This window comes from Ruegeria sp. BG6 (assembly GCF_056538465.1).
The window spans coordinates 403,799-419,321 of sequence record NZ_JBQFTB010000001.1 but is presented as its reverse complement, the minus strand read 5'-3'; the positions used below and the strand labels follow the sequence as shown (position 1 = coordinate 419,321).

Annotated in this window: 17 protein-coding genes and 1 tRNA gene; 9 read left to right on the top strand and 9 right to left on the bottom strand. The window is 56.0% G+C overall.

From position 1 onward, the window contains the following. Positions 1-2: 2 nt before the first annotated feature. Positions 3-488 (top strand): 30S ribosomal protein S9, encoded by a 486-nt coding sequence (gene rpsI, locus ACR0JW_RS02100; RefSeq protein ID WP_170615060.1) that lies wholly within the window; start codon positions 3-5, stop codon positions 486-488. Between the two features lie 112 nt (positions 489-600). On the opposite strand, the gene ACR0JW_RS02095 is transcribed toward rpsI, so the two are convergent. The 9 genes from ACR0JW_RS02095 to ACR0JW_RS02055 all read right to left on the bottom strand — a co-directional run bounded on the left by ACR0JW_RS02095 (position 601) and on the right by ACR0JW_RS02055 (position 9,230). Then, on the bottom strand, positions 601-1,272 hold the full coding sequence (locus tag ACR0JW_RS02095) for a YrbL family protein (RefSeq protein WP_170677066.1): 672 nt from the start codon (positions 1,270-1,272) through the stop codon (positions 601-603). A 134-nt stretch (positions 1,273-1,406) separates the two neighbouring features. After that, complete coding sequence (locus ACR0JW_RS02090; protein WP_480713540.1) at positions 1,407-2,567, bottom strand: ABC transporter substrate-binding protein; 1,161 nt, start codon at positions 2,565-2,567, stop codon at positions 1,407-1,409. Positions 2,568-2,596: 29 nt separating this feature from the next. Further along, complete coding sequence (locus ACR0JW_RS02085) at positions 2,597-4,483, bottom strand: AMP-dependent synthetase/ligase (protein ID WP_480713539.1); 1,887 nt, start codon at positions 4,481-4,483, stop codon at positions 2,597-2,599. Between the two features lie 3 nt (positions 4,484-4,486). Beyond that, complete coding sequence (locus ACR0JW_RS02080) at positions 4,487-5,260, bottom strand: ABC transporter ATP-binding protein (RefSeq protein ID WP_170677072.1); 774 nt, start codon at positions 5,258-5,260, stop codon at positions 4,487-4,489. Beyond that, positions 5,257-6,021, bottom strand: coding sequence for an ABC transporter ATP-binding protein (locus ACR0JW_RS02075; protein ID WP_480713538.1), 765 nt, complete (start codon positions 6,019-6,021; stop codon positions 5,257-5,259). Before ACR0JW_RS02075 ends, ACR0JW_RS02080 begins: the two co-directional genes overlap by 4 nt. Next, positions 6,018-7,115 (bottom strand): branched-chain amino acid ABC transporter permease, encoded by a 1,098-nt coding sequence (locus ACR0JW_RS02070; protein ID WP_480713537.1) that lies wholly within the window; start codon positions 7,113-7,115, stop codon positions 6,018-6,020. The genes ACR0JW_RS02075 and ACR0JW_RS02070 overlap by 4 nt, the downstream gene beginning before the upstream one ends. Positions 7,116-7,117: 2 nt before the next feature. After that, positions 7,118-7,993: a branched-chain amino acid ABC transporter permease gene (locus ACR0JW_RS02065; protein WP_170677078.1), complete on the bottom strand. Its 876-nt coding sequence runs from the start codon at positions 7,991-7,993 to the stop codon at positions 7,118-7,120. Positions 7,994-8,266: 273 nt separating this feature from the next. Beyond that, entirely contained in the window at positions 8,267-8,791 is a 525-nt protein-coding gene (locus tag ACR0JW_RS02060; protein ID WP_170677080.1) for a hypothetical protein, read from the bottom strand. A gap of 349 nt (positions 8,792-9,140) precedes the next feature. After that, a tRNA-Ser gene (locus tag ACR0JW_RS02055) sits at positions 9,141-9,230 on the bottom strand. Positions 9,231-9,353: 123 nt separating this feature from the next. Between ACR0JW_RS02055 and ACR0JW_RS02050 the strand changes: the two genes are divergently transcribed. The 8 genes from ACR0JW_RS02050 (at position 9,354) to proB (ending at position 15,505) form a co-directional block, all read left to right on the top strand. Beyond that, positions 9,354-10,196: a DUF2059 domain-containing protein gene (locus ACR0JW_RS02050; protein WP_480713536.1), complete on the top strand. Its 843-nt coding sequence runs from the start codon at positions 9,354-9,356 to the stop codon at positions 10,194-10,196. Next, the gene (locus tag ACR0JW_RS02045) at positions 10,196-10,996 is read left to right on the top strand and encodes a DUF2059 domain-containing protein (RefSeq protein ID WP_170677084.1); all 801 of its coding nucleotides are present in this window, start codon (positions 10,196-10,198) and stop codon (positions 10,994-10,996) included. Before ACR0JW_RS02050 ends, ACR0JW_RS02045 begins: the two co-directional genes overlap by 1 nt. A 206-nt stretch (positions 10,997-11,202) precedes the next feature. Then, on the top strand, positions 11,203-11,820 hold the full coding sequence (locus tag ACR0JW_RS02040) for a 50S ribosomal protein L21 (RefSeq protein WP_170677703.1): 618 nt from the start codon (positions 11,203-11,205) through the stop codon (positions 11,818-11,820). Between the two features lie 11 nt (positions 11,821-11,831). Beyond that, complete coding sequence (rpmA, locus tag ACR0JW_RS02035) at positions 11,832-12,101, top strand: 50S ribosomal protein L27 (protein WP_010440093.1); 270 nt, start codon at positions 11,832-11,834, stop codon at positions 12,099-12,101. Between the two features lie 96 nt (positions 12,102-12,197). Continuing rightward, a complete protein-coding gene (locus ACR0JW_RS02030) occupies positions 12,198-12,806 on the top strand; it encodes a LysE family translocator (RefSeq protein ID WP_170677087.1) in 609 nt (202 codons plus the stop codon). Beyond that, complete coding sequence (locus ACR0JW_RS02025; RefSeq protein WP_170615047.1) at positions 12,803-13,339, top strand: GNAT family N-acetyltransferase; 537 nt, start codon at positions 12,803-12,805, stop codon at positions 13,337-13,339. Before ACR0JW_RS02030 ends, ACR0JW_RS02025 begins: the two co-directional genes overlap by 4 nt. Before the next feature lie 37 nt (positions 13,340-13,376). Then, positions 13,377-14,411, top strand: coding sequence for a GTPase ObgE (gene obgE, locus ACR0JW_RS02020; RefSeq protein ID WP_170677089.1), 1,035 nt, complete (start codon positions 13,377-13,379; stop codon positions 14,409-14,411). Beyond that, positions 14,399-15,505 carry a glutamate 5-kinase gene (proB, locus tag ACR0JW_RS02015; protein ID WP_170615045.1) on the top strand — a complete coding sequence of 369 codons (1,107 nt, stop codon included), beginning with the start codon at positions 14,399-14,401 and terminating at the stop codon, positions 15,503-15,505. The genes obgE and proB overlap by 13 nt, the downstream gene beginning before the upstream one ends. The last annotated feature ends 18 nt before the right edge of the window (positions 15,506-15,523 follow it).

Sequence of the window (15,523 nt, the reverse complement as noted above, 5' to 3'; positions counted from 1 at the left end):
CGATGGCTGATCAGATCAATACTCTCGAAGAGCTGAGCGCCGTCGCAGGCGTTGAAACCGTGGCCGAAGAAGTCATCGTGCGTGAACCCGTACGTGACGAGCTGGGCCGTTCCTACGCCACCGGCAAGCGTAAAGACGCTGTTGCCCGCGTTTGGATCAAGCCGGGTTCCGGCAAGGTTACCGTGAACGGCAAGGATCAGGACGTCTACTTCGCACGTCCCGTTCTGCAGCTGATCCTGCGCCAGCCGTTCCAGGTTGCCGGCGTGGAAGGTGAGTTCGACGTTGTCGCAACCGTCAAAGGCGGTGGCCTGACCGGTCAGGCCGGTGCGGTCAAGCACGGCATCTCGAAAGCCCTGCAGCTGTACGATCCCAGCCTGCGCGGCGCCCTGAAAGCCGCTGGCTTCCTGACCCGCGACAGCCGTGTTGTGGAACGTAAGAAGTTCGGTAAGCGCAAGGCACGCCGTTCGTTCCAGTTCTCGAAGCGTTAATAAGCTACAGAGATTCAGAATTCAGACGGTCGCAAGAAATTGCGACCGTTTTTTTGTTCAGGCGCTTGCGCCAGTTGCAGGTTATAAACCGCTGGTTTCGTCTGAACGCAGGTTAATGTTCAGCTTTGCTTTGTTGCACCGCCGCTTCGGCGAGGCCCATGAACCTTTGCCTAATCTGATCAAGTTTGCGCTTGTTCATACGGCGCGACCAGCGGCGTATGGGTATCATCTGCTTGCTGCCAAAACTGTCGATCCATACCCATCGCCCGGACCCGTCAGAGAACGACTGATAGACAATATTTCCAGCATTCTTGTTGCTGATAAGGACCTGGTCTTCGACCAACATGTCAAAGTGTTTGTTCAGTGAATCCAGATGTTCCTGCGTGAGACGCCCGCTTTGGGCCAGCTCCTTAAGGCTGGGTGACAATTGGCCGTCCGGTTCCGAGATACGCTCGTACATCAGCGCAAGACCCAGATTGGTTTGGATGACGCCGCGGACTTCACAGACCGGAATAGGTTCGTCTCGGTTCTGATAGCGAACCATCAGGTCAAAGGACTCATGAAATTCGCGCAAGAACCCTTTGAACACCGTAGACCGGCGAAAAAGACGGTCGAACCAGGTGTCCGTCACCAGGTTGGCGTTTTCGTCCTGGGTATGCGGTTGCGGAATTTTCAGAAGCGTGTCCGGCGAATCAGGGTGTTGATAAACAAACTGACGGTTTCCCTGCGCTATGACTTCGCAGTTTTGCAGGTTCAGCCGATTTTCGATTCGAGATGTAGCCATACCGCCAGATAATAACAGTTTCGTGACAGCGCAAGCTTAGCGGGTGCCGAGATCAGCGCCATGCATCCAATACGCAAGACCCGCCCAGGCGGGCGGGTCGTTGTAGTTGAATTCAGATATGAAGTGTCCCTGAGCTATTCCTCATAGACCAGTTTCCAAGCTCCGTTTTCAACCACGTTGACATAGACTGAATCGGCGCCCTGATGATCATCGGGGCCGAATGACATGTGATTCCCGATCAACTCGTCCTGATAATCCAGCGTTTCCATCGCGGCGATGAAGCTGTCGTGCGTCAGATCGGGGCCTGCAGCCTCAAGTGCCATGACCATCATTTCCGCCGCTGAATACCCCAGCATCGCAAACCCCACCGCGTCTTCGCCTGTAGCCGTTTTGTATTCTTCAATGAAGGCTGCGGGCGCAGGTTCATCTGCCCGTGCCCACAAATCCTGCCAGGAGGCTGCGGCGTAAAAGCCTTCAGTCACTCCGCCGGGCACCTGGGCGACGACGGTCAGGAAGCTGGCCGAGGTGCCGAGGAATTTCATATCCTCAAGGCCCATCTTCTTGGCAGTGCCCACAACGGTTATTGCCTGCCTTACCCCAAGCGCTATCGTTACGATATCGCAGCCTTCATCCCTCAATTTGCTGAGCGAGCCGACGAAATCCGTCTCATCCGGCTTGTGCGTGGTCTCGGCGACAAAGCTGATGCCGGCTTCTTCGGCACCTGCCTTCGTTCCTTCAAGGATTTCTTCCCCGAAGTCTGTCGGCAGATACATGCTGCACACCGCCTGAGACCCGAACTGACCGGCCAGATACTTCACACCAACGCGGCTTTGATCGAAGTAGGTCGAGAAGGACGTGAATTTGTTGCGCATTGGCTCCTGCAACATCTGACGCGCGGCTGTCAGAGGGGCAACGTTGGGAATCCCCTTTGGATCCAACAGCTTGAACCCCGCCAAGTTCATTGGCGTTCCCAGCGATTGCAACATGGCAAAAACCTTGTCGCGATTCAGCAGTTTGTTGTAGCCCTGCATGGCGCGTGGCATCTGATAGCCGTTGTCTTCGACGACAAAGCGGATGGTCCGGCCGTGAACGCCACCTTCGGCGTTCACGCGGTTAAAGACCACATTTGCGCCCTTTGTGGCAGGAACACCAACTGCAGCGAAAATCCCGCTCAGATCATTGACCGAACCGATGACGATTTCACTATCTGTGACGCCCTGCGTTTCGGCAATCGCCAGATTCGGCGAAACCGATAGGGCGGCGAATGCTGCCAGTCCTTTCATCACGTTCTTCATGTTCATCCTCCCTTTGGGGTACACCGTGTCTATTCGTACATATTTTCAATGAGATGTGCGTACTTCTTTTCAACAAAACTCCGTTTAAGCTTCATCGTGGCGGTCAGTTCGTCATCATCGGCAGTTAGCAGAACGTCGATGAGGCGAAAGTCCTTGATCTGTTCAACGCGGGCTAAGTCGTCGTTGACCGACGATACTTCAGCGCCGATCAGATCCCTTATTTCGGGGGCTGCACACAGGGACGCAAAGCTTGAAAACGGGATTTTCCGGCCTTGCGCGTATTTTTCTACGTTTTCCTGATCAATCATGATCAGGGCGGTCAGATACTTGCGCTGATCCCCGATGATGACCGCGTCCGAGATATAGTGGCTGAACTTAAGGCGGCTTTCAATTTCGGCCGGGGTGACGTTCTTGCCGCCAGCTGTGATGATGATGTCTTTCAGGCGTCCCGTGATGGACACAAAGCCATCTTCGTCGATGCGGCCCATATCGCCTGTTTTGAGCCAACCGTCGGCCGTAAATGTCTCGGCCGTTTTCGCGTTGTTGCGCCAGTAACCCTGGAAGATGTTCAACCCTTTGATCTGAATTTCACCTTCGTCCGAAATCCGGATGTCGTTGTTCGCAACAGCCTTGCCGATAGAACCGATCTTGTTGTCTGTAAGCGTGTTGATAGACGCCAGTCCGGCTGTTTCCGTCATGCCGAACCCTTCGATCAACGGCACACCGATGGCCCAGTACCATTTCAGCAGCTCTTGCGAGATCGGCGCTGCCCCTGTGCCACCGCGCCGAATTCGATCCAGCCCCAGCATGCGCCTGAGATTTCGCAACACCAGCCTGTCCCAAAGCCAGAAGCGCGCGGAAACGCCCATTGGAACATGCCTGTCGGAAAGCAGGTATTCAGCGCGGCGGTAGCCGGCCTTCAGGGCCATTCCATAGGCTGCGCGTCCTATCGGCGTAGCCTCCTGTGCCATGATCTGAACGTGTGAGAAGATCTTCTCCCATACCCGCGGAACCGCCGTGAAGGTTGTGGGTGAAACTTCCTGCAGGTTGGCAAAAACCGTCTCCGGACTTTCCGCGAAGTTCACCGTGCACTTCGCGGCCAGAGGGAAGAATACCGATACATCCCGTTCCAGAATGTGACACAGAGGCAGGAAACAAAGCTGTTCGTCACTGGCCATGGTCGGCATCGAATGCGCTCCGGCTTCAATGGCGGCCAGAATGTTCTCGTGACTCAGCATTGCGCCTTTCGGCATTCCGGTGGTGCCGGACGTGTAGACCAGCAATGCCGTATCCGGAGGTGAGGCTTTGGCAATTTCTGCCAAAAACCGATCCGGTTCTTCTACAGCGGCCTGTCTCCCGATCTCATAAAGGTCATCGACCATCAGGCAATGTGGATGATCCAGGTCGTGCAGGCCTTCGTCCTCAAGGATGATGACCTTCAAAAGATCGGGGACGTCGCCTTGTATCTCGAGATACTTGTCCAGATGCTCTTCGTTTTCAACAATCAGAAACCGGCTGCCGCTGTCATTTATCAAATAGTTCAGCTGCTTGGCCGAGTCAGTTGTATAAACCCCCGAGGCGATCCCACCGACGGCCTGAATGCCCATGTCGAACCAGGCCCATTCTTTGCGGTCCTCGGAAAGGATGGAAACGACCTCGCCCCGTTGCAGGCCGAGTTTCCGCAGTCCAAGCCCGATCCATTCGGCATGCTTCCAGTAGTCATTCCACGAGTAGGACTTCCAGATACCATAATCCTTTTCGCGGTGCGCCGTCCGGCTGCCCAGTTCCAAACAGCGCTTTCGGAACAACTGACCGATGGTGATGCAGCCATCCACGCAAACCGGGCGCTGACCTGGCATTGCATTGTACTGAACACCGTTGATCGTCGTCTGTGGGGGCAGGGGGCTGATATTCATCGCCTACCTCCACGTCTTTCTGCGTTTCCACCGGCGGTTTTCGCGCGCACCGTCCTCTTGCACGCCCAGATAGAAGTTCCGGACATCGTCGGATTTCATCAGATCGCCGGCAGGCCCGTCCATGACGATGCGGCCGACTTCCATCACGTATCCATAATGTGCCAGTTCCAGCGCTGCGTTTGCGTTCTGTTCAACCAGCATCATTGTCATGTTCTGTTCTTTGTTCAGACGTTTCAGGATGCCAAAAATCTCCTGCACCAAAATGGGTGATAGCCCCAGCGACGGCTCATCCAACAGCATGATCTTCGGGTTCGCCATCAGCCCGCGCCCAATTGCCAGCATTTGCTGTTGCCCCCCCGAAAGCGTCCCGGCCTCCTGATGCCGCCTTTCTTTCAGGATCGGGAAATAGGAAAAAACCAGTTCCCGGTCCTGTTCGACACGTGTCCTGTCGGTCGAAGTATAGGCCCCAAGGCTCAGATTCTCGTCCACTGTCAGCAACGGAAAAACTTCGCGCCCTTCAGGGACGTGCACAATTCCTTTCCGAACAACGATGTGCGGCTCGGCCCCCTGAATATCGTGTCCTTCAAACCTGATCCGCCCCTTTTCCGGGTCCATTACACCCGAGATCGTTTTCATCAGTGTCGTTTTGCCAGCACCATTCGCGCCCAGGATGGAAACGATCTGGCCCTCGTGTACCTCCAAAGATACACCGCGAATGGCCATGATCGCGCCATAGAAGCTTTCGACATTGCGGATGGTCAGGATCGGTTCGTTCATGAAGCCTTCCCCAGGTACGCTTCGATAACGGCCGGATGCGACTGAACTTCTGCCGGTGTTCCCAGGGCCAGCCGGGCACCGTCCGCCATGGCCAGAACCCGATCTGACACGCCGGACACCAACCCCATATCATGTTCCACCATCAGCACAGTGATACCCATTTGCCGCCTGATATCGTCGATCCACCATCGCATGTCAGTTGTCTCTTCAACGGAAAGACCCGATGCCGGCTCGTCCAGCATCAAAAGGCCGGGTTCGGTGGCCAATGCGCGCGCTACCTCGACGACTTTGCGGACACCGTAGGGCAGGCCCGATATAATCTTGTCGCGAAAGGCCTGCAGGTCGAGGAATTCAATGATCTCTTCAACCTTCTCACGGTTTTCAATCTCCTGTCTTTTTGCGGACGGTGTGAACAGAACCTGAGAGAGTAAATTAGCTTTACGATGCCGATGCCGCCCGACCAGCAGGTTTTGCAGGACCGTGGCATGCTCGAACAGCTCGATATTCTGGAATGTGCGCGCAACACCAAAATCGGCAACGCCAGAGGGTTTAACCCTCAGCAGATCATGTCCGTCGAATGTGATGGCCCCGGAAACTGGATCATAAAACCGGGATATCAGGTTGAAAACGGTAGATTTTCCCGCACCATTCGGACCAACGATTGCGAAAACCTCACCCTTTTCAACTGAAAACGACAAGTCATTTACGGCCGTCAGTCCGCCAAACTTGAGGGTGACGTTTTCGAAGTTCAGAAAACTCATCTCAGACGCTCCGTTCTGAGATAGGATTTCTGCCTTTTGAACATATCTTTTCGGTAGAAGGGAAACAACTCAAACCATGTGCGTATTTTCAGCCAGCGGCCGTAAATGCCCATCGGCTCAAATAGAATGAACCCGATCAGGATCATTCCGAAAATACCAAACTCCAGTCCCGGAATGGCGACCGTGTTCCCGCCGATCAAGGTCCCGACGTATTCCTTTGAAATGGAAAGAAATTGCGGCAGGAAACCAATGACAATTGCGCCCAGAAAGGCGCCGTGGATTGATCCAAGCCCGCCGATCACGATCATCATCAGCAACTGAATCGAAATCAGGACACTGAAAGTCTCGTTGTTGAACGCGCCGGCAAACATGCCCATCAGCGCGCCAGCCCAGCCCGTGACCATGCAGGACAAGGCGAACGAGATCATTTTGGTTCGGGCGATATCCACGCCCATGGCCTGTGCGGAAACCTCGGAATCCCGTACGGCGATAAAACTGCGCCCCAAAGGCGAGCGCAGAAGGTTGATATAGCCCAATGTGACAACAACCGAAATTGACAGAACCACCCAGTAGAACCAGGACGGCGTCGCCCAGCGATCCACCAGATGTCCGAAAATCTCGACCCCGCCCAAATACTTACCCGAGACACCTCCGGTAATGGGTTCGGCCAGCACGATTATGTCGTCCATGAGAATGGACAATGCCATCGTGAAGATCGCCAAGTAAATCCCATGCAACCGCAGGGCAGGGATGGCAACAGTCACTCCGGCGATGCCGGTCAGAACCCCGGCCAGTGGAAACGCGACCACAAAGGGAATTCCAGCCTCGATCAGAATGACATTGGCGTAACATCCAACGGCCAGAAAGGCAGCGTGCCCCAGACTGACCTGTCCGGTGTGGCCAGTCAGCAGCATCAATCCCAGTCCTGCGACCGCCCAGATCAGAACGTTTGTCAGTTCACCAAGGTAGAAATCGTCCAGCCACCAGGGTGCGGCGGCGGCTATGGCAAGCAAGGCCAGGTACATTCCCAACTGGTACCCGTCCTTCCACGGTCTGATGTCCTGGAAGTAACTTGTTTTGAAAACAACCCGCATGATCAGACCTTCTTGATACGTACTTGGCTGAACAATCCGTTGGGTCGGAAAACCAGCACGGCCAGAAGCAAGGCATAAGGGGCGATCTGGCTGTAACCCGCCGCGATGTAACGGCTTGCAAACGGTTCTATCACCCCAACAATCAACCCACCCGCCAAAGCACCGGGCAAGCTTCCGAAGCCGCCGATAACCGCAGCCGCGAAGGCCTTGATACCAAGCAGTCCTGTTGTCGGGTCGACCGACCCCTTGGCGGCGAACAGAACACCCGCAATAGCTGCGACAACACCTGCCAGTGCCCATACAAAGCCCTGAACGCGCCGCACCGGGATGCCCATGTAATAAGCCGCCAGTTGGTTCTGCGAAGCGCCCTGCATCGCCAGCCCGAGCTTTGTTCTGTTGAAAAACGCGTAAAGACCCCAGGTCAGAACAAAAGTGACGCCAATGACGGCCACGTCTTCCATCCCCAGAACCAGTCCGCCGAACCGGACGTCCTTGCCCGCCAACGGGTTTTGCAGAGTTTGCGGCTCGTGCCCCCAGATCAAACCGGCGGCGAACCGGATGACAAAGCCCAGAGCAATTGTCAGGATTACAACGGCAGTCTGACTTTCGCCAAACAGGCGTCGGATAATCAGACGCTCGAGCAGATAGCCCAAAGCGCCCATCACCGTGAAGGAAATTGGCAGAGCAAGCCAGAAAGGCAGTCCCATATATTCGGTATTCGTCAGGCCGATGGTCACGAACGCCCCAAGCATCATGAAATCGCCCTGTGCGAAATTCACGGCCTCTGTTGCTTTGTAGATCAGCACAAAGCCAAGCGCGATCAGACCGTAGACACATCCGTTTGCCAACCCGCTGACCAGCAACTGCGCGTTGTCCAAAATCACCTCCCACGTCCGGTATGTCCGGCATCATTGGTGCCCGGTCGTTCAAAGGACGCCGCAGCTTGAGATTACTATGGCGCGATAATCACCGTTTCGTCACTCTTTTTTCGCGGCCGCAGTAGGTTGACGGCAAAACTTCCCGAGATAAGCCTTTCTGAAATTTCATTTTTCCAGCGCTCATTCTCCGCAGAGGGCCTTGGGCAAATGCGAACAAGTGCATTGTTGGATAATGCAAGACGGGGGCCGGTCCGGAAACCGGCCCCATCAGATTTATTGCTGCGTGAACAGCTGCTGCAGTTCCTGAATTTTCAAAGCAATCGTTTCCGGCGAAGCCTTGATTTCATCCAGAATCTTGATCGCCTGTGTCTTGACATCTTGTGTCAGAGTGCTTTCCTGAACCGCTGCAACCATCTTGTCATAGTCAAAGTTCTGCAGGGTCAATGCGCCTTCTTCGATCCAGGACGAAAGCAACTCTTGGCCTTCGCTGCTCAGCGATGCGACTTGCTCGCCGGCCTGATCGGCCAGGTCTGTTGCGGTCTGTCCGGCCTGCTCGGCAAGCTCTGCCGCCTGATCCGAGATGGAGGAGGCGGCTTCACTGGCCTGCTCCGTTGCGTTCTGCAGCGCTTCGTTGGCGGCATCCTGCGCGGCGGATGCAGCTTCGCTGGCCGCGTCGGCTGCATCCTCGGCGGCCGATTGCAATTGTTCTGCCGGAGTCGGCTCGGGTTGGTTCAGGATGTAATAGGCGCCTGCGCCAATGGCGGCGATGGCGATTCCGATAATTAGAGTGCGCGACATGAGTGTCTCCTTCAAATCTACTCGGTCGAGATGGGTCAAATCTACCCTTGGGCAAAGGGGGAAATCTCTGGATTTCTTTGCAAATTCGGATCTTGGGCCACAGCACGCTGATCCGACCGTGCAACAGCGGCAAGAATGTGCCGCCGCATTGTTATTAGGCGTTGCTTCTTTGAAATAGACCGATCCGGTGATTGACGTCGGGCTGTTTAGAAAGAAACACTCTCATGTTTTTCAGGCAGTGATTTTGTCTTCTTTCAACCGCGTACAGGCGAATGTTAACGCGACAAAAGCCACAACACGCCGATACACCAACCTCCGAAGTCGGCTCAAACAATACATGAGGGGAGTATGGCGGAGAGACAGGGATTCGAACCCTGGGTGGGCTTGCACCCACAACGGTTTTCGAGACCGCCCCGTTCGACCACTCCGGCACCTCTCCGCGGGGGTCTGTGAGGGGGGGATTTAGTGAGGAACGCGCAGGGGTGCAAGTGGAAAATTCCCGAATTTCGAATTGGACTGATTTTCCATTGCCTGTCATTTTAAATCACCTAGGCTCTTACTCATGATCAAGCTTGTTCGAAACTTCCTTCTGTCCGTGCTTATGCCGTTGATTGCGGTGGCAGCTATGGCGCAATCGTCTTCTGCTGCCAGCAGGGACCGGATTGAGGCATTCCTGACAACGACCGGGTTTGATGTTGCGCTGGAAAGTATTGCTCTGACGTCGGCGTCAGCCCCCAAAATGCTTGGTATCGATCCTGAGGGGTTCGGCTCGGACTGGACGCGCCTGGCGGAAGAAGTTTTTGACCTCAAGGATATGCACGAAATCGCCGTATCAATCCTTGAACAGACGTTGAGCGACGACTCGCTGAACCACGCCGTAGAGTTTTATGCGTCGGACCTCGGCCAACGGCTTGTCGAGGCTGAAAATGTCTCTCATCTGTACGAAGACGAGGACGACAAACAAAAACAGGGGCAGGAGATCATTTCAGAGCTTGTCAAAGACGGCTCGCACAGGGTCGAAACCCTGAAGCGCATGAATCGTGCCGTCGATTCAGGTGGAACCGCCCTTCGTGCGCTGCAGGAAGTGCAATTGCGCTTTCTTTTGGCGGCCAGCGCGTCTGGAGTTATCGACTTGCAGTTCAGCGCCGATGAATTGCGGGAAATGCTGCGCCGTAACGAAAGTGGGATGCGTCAGGCGATGCAATTGTCGGCTCTGGCAGGCGCCGCATATACTTATCAGGACTTCTCGGACGAGGATGTCGAAGCCTACACAAAAGCTCTGGAGCATCCGCAAATGCAGGAAGTTTATGAGCTGCTGAATGCAATCCAATACGAAATCATGGCCATGAAATTCGAAATTCTGGCGGCCCGGATGGCAGAATTGCATCCAGCTCAGGATATCTGATGCGTCTTGTTATAGTATTACTTATTGGACTGTTTGCATGCGGAACGGTCGCTGCATCCGAAAAGGTGGATCAACTTGCCGAGGCATTGCAGCTGAGCCAAATCATGGAGATCCTTCGGAAGGAAGGTCAGGCGCACCGGCAGGAACTGGATGAAACCCATCTGGACCAAAAGGGCGGCTCATTCCTGGAAGCGCAAGTCGAGGATATTTACGACACCGTCTGGATGCAGTCCCAGATAACCTCGGCCTTGACCGAGAATCTGACCAGCGTTCAGATGGATCAGGCTATTCTGTTTTTCGAAAGCGCTGTCGGCAAAACTGTGGTGTCACTGGAAAACTCGGCGCGGGATGCAATCTCGGACGAAACGATCGAGGAGATGGCCCGGCACGCGTATGAAAATGAGCCCCGCGACGACAAGTTCTTCAAACTGGTGGATGAGTACATTCAGGTCAACGACCTGATCAATCAGAATGTTCAGAACTCTCTCAGCGCTGATTTCTTTTTCTTTCGCGGCCTTGATCTGGAAGAAAGCAAGGATGACGCCGAACTCTGGGCCCAGCTATTGGCGCAGACAACGGAAAGGACTGAGGACGCTACCGTTTGGCTGTATTCCTTCCTTCTTCTGGCCTATCAACCCCTGACCGAGGCGCAAATGCGAGAGAACATCGCCTTTTCCCGTACAGACACAGGCCGAGCCCTGAACAAGGCGCTGTTTACAGGCTTTGACCAGATGTTTGACGAGATTTCGTATCAACTGGGCAGGGCGGTTGCGCACTCGATGAGGGCATCCGATCTTTAGCACCGCATTGGTGTTGACTTTCTCGGGCAATCTATGGATAAGCGCGCATCCCGGCCGGAATCTCCGCGCCGGGTCTCGTTATTATTTGACCTCAGGGTTTTGCCCTAGGTCGTCACACAGCCCGAAAAGGGCGCGCTGTTCGAGGTGGCTTCGGCCAAAACGCCCACAAGGGGACCACAGAACGCGGTATGGAAAAGGAAAGACGCATGTTTGCGGTCCTCAAGACTGGCGGCAAGCAGTACAAAGTTCAGGCGGGCGACGTGCTCCGCGTTGAAAAACTGGCTGCCGACGCAGGTGAAAAAGTTCAATTCAACGATGTTCTGATGCTGGGCGGCGACGCTCCGGTTGTCGGCGCACCGTTCATCGAAGGCGCAGGCGTTCAGGCCGAAGTGATCGAACAGGTCAAAGGCGACAAGGTCATCAAGTTCGTCAAACGCCGTCGTAAGCACAGCTCGAAGCGTACTGTTGGCCACCGTCAGAAACTGACTCTGGTCAAAATCACCGACATCCTGGCGTCGGGCGCTGACAAGTCGGGCATCAAAGCTGCAACCGGTTCCGTTCCGGCTGGTGAAGCTGCTCCGGCGGCAAAAAAGCCTGCCAAGAAAGCTGAAGCCAAAGCAGAGGCACCCGCTGCGGCTGCCGCCGCTGACGATCTGACCCAGCTGAACGGTGTTGGTCCTGCCGCTGCCAAAAAGCTGGCCGAGGCCGGTATCGAGAGCTTTGCCGCTCTGGCCGCCTTGTCGGACGAGCAGATTGCTGCTATCGAAACGGTCAAAGTGAAACCCGAATGGGTTGAGCAGGCCAAAGATCTGGCCAAAGGCTAAGGAGAGAGAGAATGGCACATAAAAAAGCTGGCGGTTCCTCCCGTAACGGTCGCGACTCAGCAGGTCGTCGCCTTGGCGTGAAACTCTATGGTGGTCAGGCCGCCATTGCAGGCAACATCATCGTGCGTCAGCGCGGCACCAAGTTCTGGCCGGGCGAAGGCGTAGGCATGGGCAAAGATCACACCATCTTTGCAACTGTCGATGGCGCCGTGAAGTTCCACAAGGGCCTCAAGAACCGCACCTTTATTTCGGTCCTGCCAGTGGCGGAGGCCGCAGAGTAAGCCGAAACCCAGAAGGTTTAATAAAAAATTCATGGGGGACCGGCAGAAAATGCCGGTCCCTTTTTCGTTTTAACGCAGTCGTGATCACAAGAACCGATGACAGTCGCCACCACCAGTTTCTTGATCTTTGCCGCCAGTCAGGTCGGTACGCCGGGACCGGCCAACATGGTCCTGCTCGGAACCGGTGCGCGTTATGGCTTTCGGGCGGCGTTGCCGTTTGTGGCCGGCGTCATCTTGGGCAAACAACTGATCATTTGGCCCGTGGGTTTTGGACTGCTGCAATTGGCTGAACAGGCGCCCCTGGTGTTTTCAGTCCTGAAATACGCTTCAGCGGCCTATATTTGCTGGCTTGCGTGGAAAATTGCGAACTTGCGTCTGTCGCGTGGTTCTACTCGTGAAGCGGCTCCGGGGTTCTGGGCGGGGCTGATTGTTCACCCGCTGAATCCCAAGGCCTGGGCGATGATCGTCGCCGGGTTTACCGGTTTTGTTGCAGCCGGAACGTCGAGTTTTGACGCGACGCTCACGATCGCTCTCTGCTTATTGTCCTGCCAGGTGATTTTGCACCCGATTTGGACATTTGCCGGAGATAGAATTGCCCATGCGGTTGAAGGTCGCCCGGTGGAAAAATATCTGATGTGGACGTTGGCGAGTTTGACAGTTGCGTCCGTATTTTTTGTGTTGTTCGGAGGAGGAACGAACTCATGAAGCTTGAGACTATAATCAATCAGCCGGTCATTGAAACCGAGCGGTTCGATCTGCGCCCGCTGCGCAGGTCGGATATGGGTCTCATCGAGTATTATGCAGGCGAAAAACGCGTGGCGCGCATGACGACGTCGATCCCGCACCCGTTGCCGCCCGGCTCGGTTGAGGCATTTGTGACCCGCTCAATGGCTGACGACCGCGACGAGGATGTCTGGGCCATGGACGCCACCAAGGACGGCGGTCCTGAGCTGATCGGTGTGATCTCACTGATGCGGCTGGATCGCAATCAGTCCGAGGTCGGATATTGGGTCGCGCCCCTGTATTGGAACACTGGCATTGCCTCTCAGGCCGTCGAGGCCCTGGTCAATGCCAACCCGCTTGAGAACGCCACCATGTTCGCCAGCGTGTTTCAGGACAATCCGGCTTCGGCCCGGGTGCTGACACATTGCGGGTTCCAGTATCTGGGTGATGCGGAAAGCTATTCGGTGGCGCGCGACGCGAATGTGCCCACCTGGACATACAGCAAAAAACTCTGACTTGTGGCCGATGGGGCCTTTGCAGTAGGGGACAGTCATGAAATTTCTCGATCTTGCAAAGGTCTACATCCGGTCCGGGGCCGGCGGTGGCGGGTGCGTCAGCTTTCGGCGCGAAAAGTACATTGAATACGGCGGTCCCGATGGCGGAGACGGCGGTAAAGGCGGGTCTGTCTGGGCCGAGGTCGTGGACGGGCTCAACACCCTGATCGATTTTCGCTATCAGCAGCATTTCTTTGCCAAAAACGGCCAGCCCGGACGCGGGCAGCAGCGCACCGGCAAAGATGGCGACGACATCGTTTTGCGCGTGCCCGTCGGTACCGAGATTCTGGACGAAGATGAGGAAACGGTCATCTGCGACCTGACCGAGGTTGGCCAGCGCGTACTGTTGGCCAAGGGCGGCAATGGTGGCTTTGGCAACCTGCACTTCAAATCGGCCACAAACCAGGCGCCACGACGGGCCAACCCGGGGCAGGCGGGTATCGACCGCACGATCTGGTTGCGGCTGAAACTGATCGCCGATGTGGGGCTGCTTGGTATGCCCAACGCCGGAAAGTCGACCTTTCTGGCGGCAACGTCGAACGCGCGCCCAAAGATCGCCGACTATCCCTTCACGACACTGCACCCGAACCTGGGGGTCGTGGGCGTCGACAATGTGGAATTCGTCGTGGCCGATATTCCTGGCCTGATCGAAGGTGCCCATGAAGGGCGCGGGATTGGCGACCGCTTTCTGGGCCATGTCGAACGGTGCGCGGTTCTGCTGCATCTGGTTGACGGAACTTCGGAAACTGTGGCCGAGGACTATCGCACCATCATTCACGAACTTCAGGCGTATGGTGGCGAACTGGCGGAAAAGCCGCGCATCACCGTGCTGAACAAGGTCGACGCGCTGGATGTCGACGAAACAGAAATGGTCAAGGCCGAACTGGAAGAGGCGGTTGGCGGCCCCGTCATGACCATGTCGGGCGTCGCGCATCTGGGTGTGACCGAGGTGCTCCGCGCCCTTAGAACGCAGATCGACGAAGACCGCCTGCGCCAAAAGCCCAACGAGGAGGCACAAGCTTGGCAACCCTGACCACTGCAAAACGTTTGGTTGTCAAAATCGGGTCCGCGTTGCTGGTGGACCGCGAGACGGGCCTGCTTCGATCCGAGTGGCTACGCTCTCTGGCCGAAGATGTGGTCTGGCTCAAGAATCAGGGCACGGATGTCATTCTGGTGTCCTCGGGCTCAATCGCTCTGGGGCGTGGCGTGTTGGGCCTGCCTATGGCCAACTTGCCGTTAGAGCAGTCGCAGGCCGCTGCTGCTGTCGGTCAGATTCGGCTGGCCCGCGCGTATGAAGAGGTTCTTGCGCCTCATGACATCAAAACCGCTCAGGTTCTGGTAACGCTGGAAGACAGCGCAAACCGGCGCCGTTACCTGAATTCGCGGGCGACGCTTGAGACGCTGTTGAGCCTGGGCGTGGTCCCGATCGTCAATGAAAACGATACCGTTGCAACGGATGAAATTCGCTATGGCGACAATGACCGTCTGGCCGCGCAGATTGCCGTGACGGTTGGGGCCGACCAGTTGATCCTGTTGTCCGACGTTGACGGGTTCTACACCGGAAATCCCAACGACGACCCGAAGGCGACCCGCTATGACGTGATCGAACAGATCACGCCCGAGATTGAGGCCATGGCAGGCGATGCGGGTTCCGGGTTGTCAAAGGGCGGTATGAAGACGAAACTGTTGGCTGGCAAGATGGCGATCGCCGCCGGCTGCGATATGGCGATTACTGAAGGTTCCCCGCTGAACCCGCTGAAAACGCTCGAGAACGGTGCAAATTGCACATGGTTCACGGCGACTTTGGATCCGCACGCCGCGCGCAAACGCTGGATTTCGGCGATGAAGCCGCGCGGAGAGATCAAGGTGGATGAGGGGGCAGCGCGTGCGCTGGCCAACGGCAAAAGCCTGCTGCCAGCAGGTGTTATCGAAGTAACCGGTGATTTCGGGCGTGGCGATCCCGTAGCGATTCTGGATCCCGTGGCGCGGCGTCTGGCGCAGGGCCTAAGCCGCTACACTGCGCAGGAAGCCGATGCGATAAAGGGGCGCAAATCTTCGGAAATCGAGGCGACACTCGGTTACCCGGGCAGGGCCGCCCTGATCCATCGTGACGATCTGGCACTATGATGACGTTCCCAGACACGC